Annotated in this window: 16 protein-coding genes; 6 read left to right on the top strand and 10 right to left on the bottom strand. The window is 36.7% G+C overall.

Annotation, left to right across the window (positions count from 1 at the left end; all coding sequences use genetic code 11):
- From ACLTU0_RS06230 to ACLTU0_RS06215, 4 genes are all read left to right on the top strand, one after another.
- On the top strand, window positions 1-198 hold a 198-nt coding region (locus ACLTU0_RS06230), incomplete at its 5' end, for a hypothetical protein (protein ID WP_412321674.1).
- Between the two features lie 83 nt (window positions 199-281).
- A complete protein-coding gene (locus ACLTU0_RS06225) occupies window positions 282-632 on the top strand; it encodes a Mor transcription activator family protein (protein ID WP_412321673.1) in 351 nt (116 codons plus the stop codon).
- A gap of 15 nt (window positions 633-647) precedes the next feature.
- Window positions 648-1013 carry a hypothetical protein gene (locus ACLTU0_RS06220; protein WP_118446843.1) on the top strand — a complete coding sequence of 122 codons (366 nt, stop codon included), beginning with the start codon at window positions 648-650 and terminating at the stop codon, window positions 1011-1013.
- A 41-nt stretch (window positions 1014-1054) separates the two neighbouring features.
- The gene (locus ACLTU0_RS06215) at window positions 1055-1912 is read left to right on the top strand and encodes an AIM24 family protein (RefSeq protein WP_308456922.1); all 858 of its coding nucleotides are present in this window, start codon (window positions 1055-1057) and stop codon (window positions 1910-1912) included.
- Window positions 1913-2158: 246 nt separating this feature from the next.
- Here ACLTU0_RS06215 and ACLTU0_RS06210 read toward each other — a convergent pair whose 3' ends face one another.
- Window positions 2159-2389 (bottom strand): hypothetical protein, encoded by a 231-nt coding sequence (locus tag ACLTU0_RS06210; protein ID WP_412321672.1) that lies wholly within the window; start codon window positions 2387-2389, stop codon window positions 2159-2161.
- 142 nt (window positions 2390-2531) lie between these two features.
- Here ACLTU0_RS06210 and ACLTU0_RS06205 point away from each other — a divergent pair, with 142 nt between their 5' ends.
- The gene (locus tag ACLTU0_RS06205; RefSeq protein WP_412321671.1) at window positions 2532-4124 is read left to right on the top strand and encodes a glycosyltransferase family 39 protein; all 1593 of its coding nucleotides are present in this window, start codon (window positions 2532-2534) and stop codon (window positions 4122-4124) included.
- 16 nt (window positions 4125-4140) lie between these two features.
- Here ACLTU0_RS06205 and ACLTU0_RS06200 read toward each other — a convergent pair whose 3' ends face one another.
- The gene (locus tag ACLTU0_RS06200; RefSeq protein WP_412276378.1) at window positions 4141-6459 is read right to left on the bottom strand and encodes a GGDEF domain-containing protein; all 2319 of its coding nucleotides are present in this window, start codon (window positions 6457-6459) and stop codon (window positions 4141-4143) included.
- A gap of 257 nt (window positions 6460-6716) precedes the next feature.
- Here ACLTU0_RS06200 and ACLTU0_RS06195 point away from each other — a divergent pair, with 257 nt between their 5' ends.
- Complete coding sequence (locus ACLTU0_RS06195) at window positions 6717-7526, top strand: helix-turn-helix domain-containing protein (RefSeq protein WP_412321670.1); 810 nt, start codon at window positions 6717-6719, stop codon at window positions 7524-7526.
- 283 nt (window positions 7527-7809) lie between these two features.
- Here the strand turns inward: ACLTU0_RS06195 and ACLTU0_RS06190 are convergent, their stop codons facing one another.
- The 8 genes from ACLTU0_RS06190 to ACLTU0_RS06155 all read right to left on the bottom strand — a co-directional run.
- Window positions 7810-8907, bottom strand: coding sequence for an iron-containing alcohol dehydrogenase family protein (locus ACLTU0_RS06190; RefSeq protein ID WP_412321669.1), 1098 nt, complete (start codon window positions 8905-8907; stop codon window positions 7810-7812).
- A gap of 67 nt (window positions 8908-8974) precedes the next feature.
- Window positions 8975-10201 carry a histidine--tRNA ligase gene (hisS, locus tag ACLTU0_RS06185; protein ID WP_308456917.1) on the bottom strand — a complete coding sequence of 409 codons (1227 nt, stop codon included), beginning with the start codon at window positions 10199-10201 and terminating at the stop codon, window positions 8975-8977.
- The gene (murG, locus tag ACLTU0_RS06180; protein WP_308456916.1) at window positions 10198-11307 is read right to left on the bottom strand and encodes an undecaprenyldiphospho-muramoylpentapeptide beta-N-acetylglucosaminyltransferase; all 1110 of its coding nucleotides are present in this window, start codon (window positions 11305-11307) and stop codon (window positions 10198-10200) included. Before murG ends, hisS begins: the two co-directional genes overlap by 4 nt.
- A gap of 15 nt (window positions 11308-11322) precedes the next feature.
- The gene (ftsW, locus tag ACLTU0_RS06175) at window positions 11323-12504 is read right to left on the bottom strand and encodes a putative lipid II flippase FtsW (RefSeq protein WP_117967438.1); all 1182 of its coding nucleotides are present in this window, start codon (window positions 12502-12504) and stop codon (window positions 11323-11325) included.
- Window positions 12505-12532: 28 nt separating this feature from the next.
- Window positions 12533-13558, bottom strand: coding sequence for a phospho-N-acetylmuramoyl-pentapeptide-transferase (gene mraY / locus ACLTU0_RS06170; protein ID WP_412321668.1), 1026 nt, complete (start codon window positions 13556-13558; stop codon window positions 12533-12535).
- Window positions 13559-13579: 21 nt separating this feature from the next.
- Window positions 13580-14950 carry a UDP-N-acetylmuramoyl-tripeptide--D-alanyl-D-alanine ligase gene (locus ACLTU0_RS06165; protein ID WP_337600834.1) on the bottom strand — a complete coding sequence of 457 codons (1371 nt, stop codon included), beginning with the start codon at window positions 14948-14950 and terminating at the stop codon, window positions 13580-13582.
- 76 nt (window positions 14951-15026) lie between these two features.
- Window positions 15027-16463 (bottom strand): UDP-N-acetylmuramoyl-L-alanyl-D-glutamate--2,6-diaminopimelate ligase, encoded by a 1437-nt coding sequence (locus ACLTU0_RS06160; protein ID WP_412294914.1) that lies wholly within the window; start codon window positions 16461-16463, stop codon window positions 15027-15029.
- 21 nt (window positions 16464-16484) lie between these two features.
- The coding region (locus tag ACLTU0_RS06155) for a PASTA domain-containing protein (RefSeq protein WP_412321667.1) at window positions 16485-16975 on the bottom strand (491 nt) is incomplete at its 5' end.

Here is a 16975-nt window from a genome sequence, read left to right as displayed (position 1 = left end):
GGCGCCCCTGCTAAGGGTGTAGGTCAGGAAACTGGCGCGAGGGTTCAAATCCCTCCTTCTCCGCCAACAATTCCCACAGTTTTGGGACACAGAAACACTATAAACCATGAGGTTTGTAGTGTTTTTTTGTATTATTTTTTATGCAACAGTTCACTGTTTTTTTACAATTTAATTTTATATTATTTTAATTTATATTAATCTATACTGCTCTATCCGAATTTACCTGTTATATAAATATATATTCTTAACTTAATAACTATCTTATACTTATGGAGGTAAAAATGGACAAACATACAGAAAAAGTCAATGACATTGAGATTTGTACTGCTCCAAAAGGTGTGCTACAATACACTCATGAGGTGATGGAAATGAGCGAATACGACAAAAATTTATTCCACAAGGTGTACAGAGAAATCAGTGAACAGCTTGGAATTGAAACAGCTTTAACCATTCATCAAATGTTCAAAGGTACACAGGTAAACTTCCCTGTGCGATTTTTTGATACACAATGTGTAAAGGAGATGATAATTAAAGAGTATGACGGTACTAATGTCAAAACATTAGCGAAAAAATATGATTATTCCGAAAAATCAGTCAGACGAATAATCAAAGAAAGTACGAAAAAGAAATAAAGGAGGTATTTCTAAATGGATAAACCATCAAAAACAAGAGGTATAATAACTTTTATCATTGCAATAATTGCTGTTATCGTAATGATTACAACAAGCGGTTTATTGGGGTTAATTCTGTATTTATTTGCTGTTGTAATCTCTTTCTTATCTATTGATAAAGAAAACAGACATTCTGTATCTGCACTAATAAACTACACAAAAAACACTGTATGCAATACTCACAAAGAAACATTGCTTTCAAATGATATATTTGCAATTATTATAGCACTATTCCCTGTTATACTATTAATCAGCTGTTTTATGATATTCTACATAGACCCATTAAGAGCGGCAGAAAATGCTTTAAATGATGCATTTGACGAATTAGACAGCCTATTTTAAAACCGGCACACTATAAAAAATATAATTAGGAGATGTAACTTATGATAAAAATTAATAATTTCTTTGACAATTCCAATGTAAAGTGCATTGCTGAAGGCGGTGTATTCTCAATTTACGAACACCAACATGATTTAAGCGTTGATAGCAATACTGCAATGAATTCTTATTTTATGGAACAGATGAATGTAAAGAAGCGTCAAGTACTATGTAAACTTGATAATAGTACAGTCAAATTACAAGCAGGAGCAATGCAATGGATAACAGGCGATGTTGAAATGGATTCAGGTGTATCAGGTGCTAAAGACTTTTTCGGTAAATTGGTAAAAGGTGCCGTAACAGGTGAATCAGCCGTTAAACCGCTTTACACAGGTACAGGTTGTGTTATGTTAGAGCCGACTTATAACTTCCTTCTTATTGAAGATGTTGCTTCTTGGGGAAAAGGTATTGTATTAGATGACGGCTTATTCCTTGCTTGTGAAGGTAATATACAAGAGTCAATTAATAAAAGAAGTGATGTTGCCACAGCATTATTATCAGGAGAAGGTATTTTCAACCTTACACTTTCGGGTAACGGTTTTTGTGTGCTTGAATCACCTGTTCCGAGAGAAGAATTAGTTGAATTTGAATTGGATAATGATGTCTTAAAAATAGACGGTAATATGGCAATAGCATGGTCATCATCATTGCAATTTACAACAGAAAATGCAAGCAAGTCCATAGTCGGCTCTACTCTTTCAGGTGAAGGTGTAGTAAATGTCTATCGCGGTACAGGTAAAGTTCTTGTTGCTCCAACCATGAACGGTACAGTTAATCCATCATCAAACGGTCCTGAACAAACAACTGCAAATTCAGGTTCTGACAGTTTAGTTGGCAGTATCGTCGGCGGAATACTAAAATAAATCATTTTTATCAATTTTAAAAGTAATACAGCCAAACCTATGGCAGTATTCTCTATTTTATAGAAGGAATTTGATACTCGCCAAAACGTATAAACCGTATAAATACTTGAATATCAAGTATTTATACGGTTTATATTAGTATTACAATAAATTCGGTATACTTATTTTAGAAGAACCTTTAGATAGCGGGGTTTTTATAGTGAACCCTGCTCTGTTAGGAGACCAGTTATTCTTTTTATTGTATATTTATCTATATATGATATTTTTAGGAATTTCTTTATTCAAATTATACTCTTTCGTAATCAATACTCTTGATAGATGATATGCTGACTTACAATCATTACACCATATTTCACCATATCCGACTCCTCCGACATTTCCTACAAAAGTATAATCTGTATTATTACTGCCGCAATGAGGGCATTTTCCGCTTGTTTTTGTTATTGCTATGCTTTCTAAGTTTTTAATCCATTTCATGTCACAACACCCCCATAATATATAACACCATAATTTTATTATATCACATTTTTATTTTTTTCAACTGTAAATTTGCTTTACAAATATAATCATATTGTTTATAATAGTATTATAAACAATACACAAAACACAGGAGCATATAATGAACAAAATTGAATTTAAGCAATTCTTACAAAATACAAAAGACAATATACAAGAAAAACTCAATCAGAAAAAAATCGGTACAAAAATATCAGTGAGTTTAAAAAGTAAAAAAACACGCAAAAATCTAATAATCTATGCATTTTTAACATTATTCTGCATAGCATTTCTGTTACTTCTGTCTGCGTCCACAAGTCCGCTATACAAGGACTTATGCGACGGTGATTCAAGCATTTTCATATTCTTCGGAAAAGCGATAACGCTCGGCAAGGACGCATACAGAGATTATTTTGACCACAAAGGTCCGATTTTGTTTTACATAAATGCATTGGGATATTTCCTGACAAAATCAAAAGTAGGCATATTCATACTACAATGTATATCCCTTTCAATATCTTCGATATTTATGTACAAAACGGCACGTTTTTTCACAAAACCGATACGCTCGGTAATTTGCGTTATAATCACCATTCTTGCATTCGGTGCGACAATCAGCGACGGCAACTTAACGGAAGAATACTGTATTCTCTACTGTATGATAGCGATTTACACCGCATTAAAATTCATCACAAAGCACCCAAAAGCACCTCACCCTCGCAAAAATATGGTTATTTACGGAATATGTTTTGGAATTTGTGCATTTATCCGCGTAAACAACGGACTGATTATCTGCGGTATTGTATTCGTTACGATTATGACCGACTTTATAAACGAGCATATCAAAGAAATATTTAAAAATATACTGTATTTTATAGTCGGTGTATTGATAGTGGCAGTGCCTGTATGCCTTTTCTTCCTTATTAAAGGGACGCTGTCGGATATGTTGTTTTCTACTTTCGTATTCAACTTTCTATACGCGTCGGAAGGCTCATCAGAAAAGACATCATCAGCCATATTACTGCTTCTGCGATGGGTTGCACCTGTCTTGATGATGATATTCATATCGTCATTTTTCGCAAAACGACTTGGTCCAAAGGTTGCGTCATTTATCACAACAATATCCATATTCGCACTGATACCTATATTACTCGGTTTCAGTTACACGCATTATTACACAACGCTTATACCTTTAATACCGATTTATTGCGCTGTATTCTTCTATATTACATCAAATAAAATAAACATTCTTGCAGTAATACTTTGCGTAATAATGGCATTTCCGTTGGCAAATTACTTTGTTCAATCAGAGTCAAATATAGTGCATTACTCAAAGAAGTTGTATTCGCAAAGTCACCCTGCCAAAACAAGCGACGTATATTCGGATATTTATTACAGTGCAAAACAGCTTAGCTCGCAAATTCCCGATGAAGACAAAGACAGCGTATACTGCTACGACATTTCGGCAACTTGGCTTTTGCAAGCCGACATTATGCCTTGCTTTAAGATATTTATTCTTCAGGAATGGTGGTCGGAAATGTATCCCGAGTTCGGTCGTCAAATTAATCAAATGATGCTTGAAAAACAACCTAAGTGGGTCGTTATACACAATATCGACATTGTAAACAGTAAGCAGTTTATGAATATAATCAACAATAATTACGAGCTTATCGATGAATACAGTTATGACCGATTATACAAATTGAAAACTCAATAAAAAATAGCTGTTGCAATTAGCAACAGCTATTTTCATGTTTATCTTTGTCATAGACAATGCAAAATGATTCTGTAGGATTTTTCACAGTCTTTTTAGCTTTCAAAGCCTTATCCAGCCCCACTCCCACAACTTCATTTGTTTTAAGCACATAAATTCCTGTTTTAACAATAATATGCGCGCCGGGATATTTTTCATTAATCATTTTACTGAATTGTTTATTTAACGCATCTATCTTATCAAAGCTTTCTAAATTTTTAAATCTGAACGCACTGAAAAAAATATCCGCACCGTCAATGTGAGTTATAATATTATAATCATTATCACTTGGCAAAATACAGTTTACAAACTCTGTAAAAACCTTATCTCCCTCAATCTGACCGAACCGTTCGTTGAAATCAAGCATTCCCGAAAAATCGGTATGTAACAGAGCAACCTGTTCGTCTTTTTCCTCTGCAAATTTTCTCAGTCTGCCTATCTGTTCATAAAACTTTGCAATAGTATAACAACTGGTTTTGCGGTCATAATCAATTATTTTTCTAAGCTTTTTCTCATTTTCCGTTTCCTTATCGCTTTGAGAAATGTACATCGTCATAAGCTTAGTCGCCATATTCAATTCAACGCATTCTTCTATCTGCCAAGGATTTTCATATCCGAATCTCGTACAAACAAACATAAAGAACGAATCTCCTGTTGTAATATTTGCATTATATACCACTTCACCATTCTTTTTATTCTTTTCAAATTCACGTTGAAACTTTAACGAAAATCCGTTTATTTTTTCATTTGAAAGAATAAATACAGGATATTTTTCAAAAAATTCTTTGAAATGCTCAATGTCAGAATGAGCATAATATCCTCTTTTTCCCGCATTATTCTGAAATTTCGGATCACTGCACCATTCATAGCTTATTGTGATTAAATCTTCCTTGGTATTGACCTTCATTATCTGAAACCAGTCAATATCGAACTTTTCAGCCACATACCGAATAATCTTATACATTGCGTCATCGCTGTTTTTCGCACTTGAAGAAAGTTCAAGGAATACTTTCATCATATCGCGTGTCTTAAATAATTCCGTACTGTTTTCGGCGTCCTCAGCTTCATAATCAATCGCATGGCTTGAATTGTCGTACACAATATTTTCATTGTATATCTCCCAGTGAGCCTTGCCATTCTTTTTTGTACTGTACAGTGCCTTATCTGCTTTTGAGAACAACGCTTTATAATCAGGCACTTCTTCAAATATTCTGCCGTCTGCCACTCCGACACTGCACGTTATTCTCTTATCGTCTGAAATATTAATCTTACATACATTGTCAACAACTCTGTCGGCATTCTCTGCTATTCTGCTACTTTTCAAAAACACGAAAAATTCATCACCGCCGTATCTTCCGACAATAGTGTCATCATCGGTTGCCTTGTTCAGCATTTCCGCAACCATGGCAATAACGGTATCACCGTATAAATGTCCGTATGTGTCATTTATATTTTTAAAATCATCAATATCAATAACAAACAGTGCGTAATCTCTGCTTTCGGGATTGGATTTTATATACTCATTAATCCTCTCGACGCCTGCATTTCTGTTATAGACATGAAGTACCGGGTCAATCTCGATTTTTTCTTTTAATTCTTTTTCATGATGTTTTTCGTCCTCGATATTCGTTATTGTTCCGAAAATTCTTTTAAGATTACCCTTTTCATCATGTTCAAAATTTCTGAAAACGCGGTGCCATTCATAATTCTTATCGCCAGGCAACTTCATTCTGACGCTTATATTTTCTACTTTTTCATTGAATATGTTTTCTTTAAGATAACCGTAATCTCTTTTATCCGCAAGCTCATAAACAGCATCTTCCGTATTATTGGGAACAGACAGTTTTTTCAGTTCGGTTTGACCTTTCACCGGAATATATAAAGTCATATTATCGTCCGCTACGTTATGTTCAAAAACAATGTTTTTTGAACTTTTAAGAGCAAATGTAAAACATCTTCTCTCATCTTTCATCCTGACAAGATTCGTATGCTGTTCCGTAACGTCCATAAGAATACCGAGAATATCATTTTCATTATATTTAGTCAAATGCATACAAATATAACGTATCGATCCGTCCGAAACAATACATTTGTATACCACTTCATTTTTATCTTTCAAATCAGCTATAATATTTTTGTCTTCTTCGCAAATATTAAGACTTTCAAAATTTCCGTTCGCATAGGTCGAATAATAGTAATCATTCGCCGAAATAATTTTAAGCGTACTGTCATTTTGAAACGCAACAACGCCACATGGCATTATATTATAGCTTTCGTCCTTAAAATATTTTTTCAACATTACAACTGCCTCAACCTTTTTATAAATTATCGGTATAAATATTCTATCACAAAAAATGTATCAAGTAAATATTTTTCGACCTATTTTATTATAAAAAAACAACCGTATCTATATAAGAATACGATTGTCTGAGAGAGAGATTTATTTTACGGTTATATAATAACACAATAATTAAATTTATTCCATTGCATTTGTTGTCCAAAATATTGCAAATATTGTCCTGTTATGCTATAATAATTGTGTAGGAGGTGTATTTTATGGATGCAATTTCATATAAACAGAAAGAATATCTTTACAGTTATTTCCGTTCAAAGCCTCCGGAGCTTAACTTGCACCTTCATAAATATTATGAATTTCTATATTTTATATCGGGTGATGCAACGTACATAGTCGAAGATAATCTATATAAAATTCACCCCGGCGATATTTTGCTTACAAGACCAGGAGAACTTCATACGATTTTCTTTCAGTCAGAAAAGCCGTATGAACGTATTTTTATGCAGATACATCCCGACTTTATCACCGAATTTGATTTGTTTGATAAAATAAATTCTTCACCTATTGGCGAAAATAACAGAATACCGTCAGACATTGTTCAGTCTTTCGGACTTTACGATTATTTCAAAAAGGTTGAACATTACATTTTAAACAGAGTACCCGAAAGTGACGCTATGATAAAATCGTATTTTTTACAGTTTCTTGTCGCGGTAAATCATGCACTTGACAACACCGTTTTGCCGATAAAACCGACAAATAATAACCGTATTGACGATATAATAGATTACCTTACCGATAATATTTCCGCAGATATAACACTGGATTTTTTAGCAGAGAAATTTTTTATTAATAAGTATTATATGTGCCATACATTTAAAAAACAGACCGGTATTACAATAAAAGAATTTATGAATACAAGAAAAATCACTAAGGCGAAACAAATGCTTTCCGAAGGTGCGGATATTATGGGGCTTTGCTATGAATGTGGGTTTAATGATTATTCCACGTTTTATAAAGCGTTTAAAAAACTTACCGGTAAATCGCCGAAAGATTTTTTGACTGGTGATTAATTTTTGCCACTCCGTCACTTCGTGACACCTCTCCTCAAGGAGAGGCTTTTTGGCTCCCCTTGTGGGGAGCTGTCGGCAACGCCGACTGCGGAGTGGCTTCTCGGGACATCGTGGTGCCGTTCCCTACTGCCTTAATATCTAAAAAAGGGCGACCAATGGTCGCCCCTACATACAATATTGTTTAACATAAGCGGTCATCTGCCATTCATATTCGTACGGGCGGTCATTGGCCGCCCTTTAACATTCCACACATAAAAAACAGCGGTCAAAGACCGCCGTTTTTTTACATCAATGACTCTACATATATTTGAAGTATTTCATCTCTTGACGGAACGAACATACTGTTTAGTGTACCGCCTGCATTTTGAGCAATTTCTGCATACAATTCAAGTTCTTCTTTTTCAAACTTTTCTTTATCATCCAAAATTTTCGCAAGAATATTTTTAAATTCTTCTGCACTGTCTAAATTCATACAAGACAATATTTCCTTAACTCTGTCCTTATCATTTCTTTCAATATACTTTGTAAACTCACCGAGCAACAATCCGTTTGCTCTGCCGTGGTCGATATTTTTGAAATATGTAAGCGAATAGCCCATTGCATGTACCGCCGTTGTTTTTGTTTGCGATATAACAACACCTCCAAGCATTGACGCATAAAGCAGTTTTTCTCTGTCGTCTTCCGTAAGTTCACCGCTAATTAAATCATCAAATGTTGACGCAATAATTTTAACAGCCTCTTTAGCTATTATATCAGCCATTATATTCGCCCTCTTTGACATCATTCCTTCAACCGAATGTGAAAGTGAATCTATTGCGGTATTGACCGTAGTGGCAAGTCCGAGATTTTTTGTGTATTTTGCGTCAAGCAATGCGTATGTTGGGAAAAGGCATGGTGACGCAATACTCTTTTTTGTCTGTTTTTCGTGGTTTGTCAAAATCGCATACGGTGTAACCTCCGAACCGGTTCCGGCAGTTGTCGGAATATGTATCATAGGAAGTGCCTTATTGCCTATGTTGCCGTCAAACAAATTCTTTCTTTCAATGTCCGATACTGCCAGCAATGCAATAGCCTTTGCCGAGTCCATCGGCGAGCCGCCGCCTATGGCAATGACAAAATCAACTTCTTCCTCCATCGCCGTTTCCGCACCGTCATACACACACTCAACTGTCGGATTACTCATAACCTTATCGAATATTACATATTCAATATTATTCTTTTCAAGCGCATATTTGACATCGTCAAGTGCGCCGCTTAATTTTGCGGAATTTTTGCCTGTAACGATAAGTGCTTTCTTTCCTATTTTGAAAACGTCACTGTTTTCTCTGACACAATCCTTTCCCACAATAACCTTTGTAGGCATATAAAATCCCAAATTCATATTTTCACAACCTCACATTCTCAAGCAACAAAAGCAAGCTATTTTGTTGTATAGCTTGCTTAGATTCTTATTTCTTCAATTCTCTTATTTCTTCTCCAAGGAAGCAGAAACCAAAGTAACCCTTTGCCTGAATTTTATCAAGGAATTTAGACAATTTCTTTGGCTTTTCATAGATTACAACATCATAATCCTTACGCAGTTTTTCTGCCTCTTCTATTGCATTTACAACGTCTGCTTTATCGTGAAGCAAAGCAATTCTCTTTTTAGTATCGGGAATTGTATATCCTGCCTCTGTAAGAAGTGAGAAAATTCTTTCAAAACCTATTGAAAAACCTACCGCAGGAATATTTTCACCTGTAAATTTACCGATTAAGTTATCGTAACGACCGCCGCCGGCAATAGAGCCTTTAAACTTATCGCTTACGATTTCAAATACAGTACCTGTATAATATCCCTGACCTCTTACAAGAGAAATATCGAACTTAATCTTATACGCACCATCCGAAAGTTTTTCAACTGCATTAATTATTGTTTCAATACTTTCGGCAGATTCTTCACCGCAAACATCTTTTACGCTTTCAACAGTAAGTGGTTTTGCGATGACTTCACCGAATTTTGCGATAGCACCGCCGTCAAAACCTTTATCGGTAAGCTCACCGATAACGCCCTCAGCACCGATTTTATCCATTTTATCAAATGTAATACACACGCTGTCAAGCTGACTTTCTTCAAAGCCTACACCTTTAAGCAATGCTCTTAAAATTCTTCTGTCATTAATTTTTACGGTAAAGTCCTTTATATCAAGTGACAAAAGTGCTTTTGCTGTTGTATGAATAAGCTCGATTTCAGAGCTTATAGAAGATGAGCCGATTATATCAATATCACACTGCACAAACTCACGAAGTCTGCCCTTTTGCGGTCTTTCCGCTCTGTACACCTTATCAATCTGTATACACTTTGCAGGAAGAACAAGTTGTTCACGATTATTTGCATAATATCTTGAAAGCGGAAGTGTAAGGTCATATCTAAGTCCCATATCACAAAGCTTATTTGTATCACCGCTGTCCATTGCTTTCTTTAGCTTATCTCCACGCTTTAAAATTTTAAATATCAAATTAAGATTATCACCGCCGTCACTCTTATCAAGATTTTCAATATCTTCAACTGCAGGCGTCATAATACGTTCAAAGCCGGCATCCTGATATGTATTTAAAATTTGATTTTGAAGATAATCTCTAAGTCTGACTTCTTCAGGAAGATAATCATTTGTACCTTTTACTGTCGTGATTTTCATTTTCTATCTCCTTTTGCCATTTTTATCATAAGCTCATATATTTTTTCAAGTGCGTCTACTTTGGCAAGCGGTTTCAAATTTTCCGACATCTCTTTCAATCTGTCCTTATCGCTTACCATAGACATTATTTTATCGTATAATGCGTCAGACGTCAAATCTTTTTCTAAAATTAATTCTGCCGCATTCTTATTTTCAAATTCTCTTGCATTCTGCTCTTGGTGATTACGCACAACATTCGGTGACGGAATAAGTATTGACGGTTTACCGAGTGCAGCAATTTCGCTTACGGTTATCGCACCTGCTCTTGATACAACAACGTCTGCCGCCGCCATACACTCCGCCATATTGTCAATATATGACACAATCTTTATGTTATCCGAAAGAGTTATTCCGCTCTCCTTAATTTTATTCATTATTTTATCGTAATTTCTGTCACCGGTTCCGAACAGCAATTCGATTTTATTGTCCTTTGATATTCTGTCAAGCATACCGATTACCGTATCATTAATTCTGTCCGCACCCAAACTGCCGCCGAAAATAAGCACAAACGGCTTTTTTATACCGAGCTTTTCTCTTGACTTTTTGTAATCGGAATGAAGTATTTCACTTCTGATCGGATTGCCTGTTACAACACATTTTTCCTTATGCTGCATATGATTAATTGTTTCTTCAAAGCTGAGTGCAAGATATGTAACATAATTTGCACTTCCCTTTACCGTCATACCCGGATACACATTTTGCTCATGTATAAGCGACGGCACTTTCATTTTCTTTGACGCCATAGCAACAGGGCCGCTTACATATCCGCCCGTACAAACGATACAGTCGGGTTTAAATTCCTTTATAATCTTATTGCACTTTCTTCTTGCGGAAATAAGTTTTTTTACCGTTTCAAAATTTCTGAAAATATGTTTTCTGTCAAAGCCTTGTATTTCGATATATTCAATATCATATCCTGCTTTCGGTACAAGTTTTGTTTCAAGTCCCGATTTTGTACCGACAAACAAAGCCTTAAAATCCTTATCCTGTTTAGCTGCATAATCGGCGATTGAAATAGCCGGATTAATATGTCCGCCTGTTCCTCCGCCCGCAAATAATACTCTCATAAATCTTCCTCCACATTAATCTTTTACGGAATGTCTTGATATATTAAGCAATACTCCCATTTCACATAAAAGCGTTATTATCGCCGTACCGCCGTAACTGAAAAACGGCAATGCTACACCTGTATTCGGTACGCTCGATGTTGCAACGGCGATATTAAGTATCGTCTGAATAGCAAGCTGAGCCGCAATCCCCACCGCAACAAGTGAGCCGTATGTATCGGGTGCATTCATAGCAATTCTTATTGCTCTTATAATAAGCGCCGCAAAAAGCAAAATTACAACAGCCGCACCGATAAGACCAAGTTCCTCACAAACAATCGCGAATATAAAGTCATTATACGGTTCAGGTAAATACGAATATTTCTGTACACTCTGTCCCAAGCCAAGTCCGAAAATACCGCCCGAGCCAATCGCATAAAGACCTTGTACAACCTGATAACTTTCGTCACGAATATCCGCAAACGGATTCATAAAACTTGTTACTCTCGCCCATCTTACACCACTGAGTGCACGAACGCCGACTAAGCCGATTGGTAAAAGAATAAGCGCTCCGATAAGTACGGGTTTAATCGGTGTACCGCCTGCAATCATAACGCTTACACCGATACCGGCAATAACTATCGCACCGCTAAGGTGTGTTTCCATAAGCATAAGTCCGACAACTATAAGCATAACTCCTATATACGGCAAATTACCCTTAAGATGTTTCAAATTATATTTTCCCGAATCGACAAGTCGTGCAAAATACATCGCTATAACGGGTTTCATAAATTCCGACGGTTGAAGCTGAAGAAACGGAGTATTAAGCCATCTTCTCGAACCGTTCAATTTTACACCCAAACCCGGTATAAGAACGCAGACCAAAAGTATTGTACATACAATCATAAACTTCGGAACGGTATTTTTATATTTATTGTAATCAATTCTTGAAATAACCCACATTCCGATAAGTCCCAATATTGCACAAAGGAATTGTTTATTAAAGAAGTAGTACGAATTGTTATGTAAAGTATTTCCGGCAGGTGCAGACGCCGAGAGCAGCATTACCAAACCGAATGAAAGCAACAATATTACTATAAACAAAAATGTATAGTCTATCTCTCCCATTCGTGCAAGCTTAACCGGTTTTCCTATTTTAGCACGAGTTGTTCGTCTATTCTGTTTTATAGCTCTTTTAGGATATGCAGTCCCTGCCATATCTAAATCTCCTTCCGATTAATTCGTCTTAAATTGCAAAATATGCAACGGCACAAGTAATTACCGTTACCAATGTAAATACCGCAACGATTTTCTTTTCTTTCCAACCGCACATTTCAAAATGGTGGTGAATAGGGCTCATCTTGAATATTCTTCTTCCCTCACCGTATTTCTTCTTTGTATATTTGAAATATGCAGTCTGCATAATTACAGAAAGTGTTTCCATAAAGTATACAAAACCTATCAATATAAGGTGTATAGGCATTTTTAGGTCAATCGCCATAAGTGCAACCGACGCACCCAAGAAAAGTGAGCCTGTATCACCCATAAACACCTTTGCAGGATATTTATTATACCACAAAAACCCTATCAAACCGCCGATTAATGCCACTGAAAATACAGTCACGCCATACTCTTTAAATACGATATATGACACAAGCATAAAGAATATTCCAACTATTGTCGTTATACTTGATGCCAAACCGTCAAGTCCGTCTGTAAGATTTACAGCATTTACAACACCTACGACAACGAACATTACGAACGGTATGTAAAGCCATATCGGCATTATCCATTCAATACTTGTAAACGGTATTTTAATCGCCGTATCAAGCTCGCCTATGAAGTAAAGCACTGCAATATAAATTGCCGCAAGCACAACTTGCATTATGAATTTCTGCGGTGCTGTAAGTCCGAGATTACGTTTTTTTACTACTTTAATGTAATCGTCCACAAAACCGATAACACCGAAACCGAGTGATATTACAAACAATACAATACATCTTGCGTATGTCGTGTTAAAATTACCGTTCATTGCAAAAATGACTGTTGTTACAAGTATCGCAATCGCCATTGCAACTATGAACATAATACCGCCCATTGTCGGTGTACCCGATTTTTTCTGGTGCCACTTCGGACCTTCTTCTCTTATTTCCTGACCGAATTTAAGTTTTCTGAGCCACGGAATAAACACAGGTCCGAACACAAGCGTTACAACAAGTGCAACGACAAGTGTAAGCAATGATGACATTAACATTTCTTTTATCAATTCCATTTTTTAATCCTTTTCCTCTCGTTATTTATTTTTAATTGTGTTATATACTTCTTCAAAGTGCATTCCTCTTGACGCCTTTATAAGCACCGCGTCACCGCTCTTGATTTCAGCTTTGACATAGTTGCACACTTCAAGAGTTTTATCAAATGACACTATATTTTCTACACCGTTATCCTTTGCACCTTGTGCAAGATATTTCATATTTTCACCGGCTGTTATAAGCAAGTCCACTCCGCTCTCCTTGACAACCTTACCGAGATTGTAATGTGCGTCTTTTGCAAAATCGCCCATTTCAAGCACGTCGCCCAAAATTGCGACTTTTCTGTTTTTATCTGTATCCGCAAGTACTCCGAGTGCCGCTTTAATTGAATCCGGTGACGCATTATAACAGTCATTGATTATCGTAATACCGTTATATTCTTCAACAGCCAATCTCATTTTTGTAAGTTCAAAACTGCGTATTCCCTCTGCAATCTTATCCATAGGCACATCAAATTCACGTCCTACGCATATTGCCGCAAGTGCATTGTACACATTATGTTTACCCGGAACATTTACTTCAATAGGATATTCGCCGCCGTCAACAACTGCGGTGAATTTAATTCCGTTAAGTCCGTTATTTTCAATATCCTTTGCGTAAACATCATTTTCAGGATTTGTTATACCGTAATATACTACCTTGTATTCACCCATACCCTTTGTTTTTGAAAGGTAATCATCATCGCCGTTTACTATAAGTGTATTATCCTTTGTAAACAGCTTTGTCATTTCCATTTTCGCCTTGAAAATGCCTTCGCGTGAGCCGAGATTTTCAATATGCGACTGACCGATGTTTGTTATAACCGCAACATCAGGTCTGCCTATATCAGCAAGATGTTCGATTTCACCGAAATGGTTCATTCCCATTTCAAGAACAGCCGCCTCATGTTCTTTTTCAAGTCCGAAAATCGTAATAGGCAAACCTATTTCATTATTGAAATTGCCCATTGTCTTAAGTGTATTATACTTCTGTGAAAGGACTGATGCAAGCATATCTTTAGTAGTGGTTTTTCCCACACTGCCCGTAACGGAAACAGTCGGAACATTATACTTTTGCTTGTAATACTTTGCAATGTCGCCGAATGCCTTTAATGTATCTTCAACCTTTACGATTGTCTTATCTACTAAAAGCTCGGTATCTCTCTGTGTCAAAACAGCCGAAGCACCAAGGTCGAAAGCCGCCTTTATAAATTCGTGACCGTCAAACTTTTCACCGACAAGCGGCACAAAAAGCACACCTGCCGTAACCTTTCTCGAATCACTGATTACATCGTTAAAAGTTTGGTGTATGTCACCGCTTAAAAGTGTTCCCCCAGTTGCTTTTAATACATCTTCAATCGTCATTGCCTGCATAATAAATTAAATCCTTTCTCTCTTTTTGTCCTATGCTCAAAAATAAGGGCGGTAGTTTTTCAGCCGCCCTTTTCAATTATTTATTAAGGTGTTTATATACAACAACACGTTCGTCAAAGTCGTGTTTCTCTTTACCAATTATCTGATATGTTTCCTGTCCCTTACCCGCAAGAATGATTACATCATCTTTCTTTGCGTGGTCAAGAGCATATGCGATAGCATCTCGTCTGTCGACTATTACTTTATATTTTCCGTCTGTGCGTTTCATTCCGACTTCTATCTGTTCTATAATAGAAACAGGGTCTTCCGTACGCGGATTGTCTGACGTTATAATACTGTAATCCGAAAGTTTTCCGGCGATTTCACCCATAATCGGTCGCTTCGTATTATCTCTGTCACCGCCGCAGCCGAACAATGTTATAACCTCACCCTTTGCAAAATCTTTAACGGTTTTAATTATATTTTCAAGACCGTCCGGTGTGTGTGCATAGTCGATTATAACCGTATAATCGGTATTTGTAGGAACAACCTCAACACGTCCGACAACTCCTGTTGCATTTTCAAGACCTTTGATAATGGTATCCATATCAATACCCATCTGCAATGCCGCACCCATGGCGCATATTGCATTATACACGCTGAACTTGCCCGGAATTACTATATGAACACGATATGTCTTACCGTCATATTCAACATCAAAATCAGCACCCGATGATGAAATTTCAATATTTTTCGCTTTAAGGTCACAGCCGTCCGAAAGACCGACTTTTAATATATCGCAGTCATTGTTTGCAACAATCTTCTTACCGCCGTCATCATCGAAATTAACAACGCCCTTATCGCTGATTTTAAACAGCTTAGCCTTTGCATTTAAGTAATTTTCCATAGTCTTATGGAAATCAAGGTGGTCACGCGTAAGATTTGTGAACACACCCACGTCAAAGTGACAACCGTGTACTCTTTCAAGTTCAAGTGCGTGACTCGAAACTTCCATTACAACACATTCCGCATCACTGTCAACCATTTCCGCAAATAGCTGTTGAAGTTCAAGTGCATTTGGTGTTGTAGGTGTTGTACTTTGCGTAACAAGCACCTTGTCACCGATAATATTTTGATTTGTACCGATAACACCGATTCTCATACCGGCTGTTTCGATTATACTCTTTATTAAATATGTTATTGTAGTCTTACCGTTTGTGCCTGTGATACCGATAAGTTTGAATTTGCTTGACGGATTGCCGTAATACTTACAAGCCATTTCCGCAATTTCAACTCTCGAATTTTCAACATACCAAACAGGTACATCTACATCTATTTTATCTTCGGCAACGATTAGTGACGCACCGTTTTTAACTGCCATTTCTGCATATTTATGTCCGTCCGTTTCAAAGCCTTTGATACATACAAAAATGTTTCCCGGAAGTACGTTTCTTGAATCGTACGCTATTCCGGTTATATCTATATCTTCATGCTCATCAAGCCATTTACTGCCTAATAATTCACTTGCTAACATTTGATATTTCCCCCTGTCCTATTAGTCTGAAGTTACTTGGCGGAATTCCACGCCTATTACTGTCGCAGGTGTAACCTCTTCGCCTGCCGCTATGCTCTGATTTACCGCATACGCACTCGACACTTCACTGTGTCCCGCACCGACAATCTCAAAGTTCAGTCCGCTCATTTCAAGAGTATATTTCGCATTATCCACGGACATTCCTTTAAGATTAGGTACTGTTACCGTATGTGTTTTGTCAATTTCTTCTGTATATAATATTACCGTTGAATCTTCGTTAAGCATTGTACCCGGTTTCGGAAGCTGGTCAACTACCGTATCACCGTCACCTCTCACTTGAACATTCAACTTTTTGTCAACAATGGCTTTCTTCGCCTCTGTCAAATCCATTGTTCTAACGTCAGGTATTTCCTGCTTAACGTCAGGTTCTTCATTTTCTGTGTACTGCTTTTCAACACCGAGATAGTTTAGTACATCTTCAATAACTTCACCTGCCAAAGGTGCGGCTATTG

This window comes from Hominilimicola sp. (assembly GCF_046972485.1).
GTDB classification, from domain to species: Bacteria; Bacillota; Clostridia; order UBA1381; family UBA1381; genus Hominilimicola; species Hominilimicola fabiformis.
The sequence above is the reverse complement of the archived record's forward strand: the minus strand, read 5'-3'. Positions and strand labels throughout refer to the sequence as shown.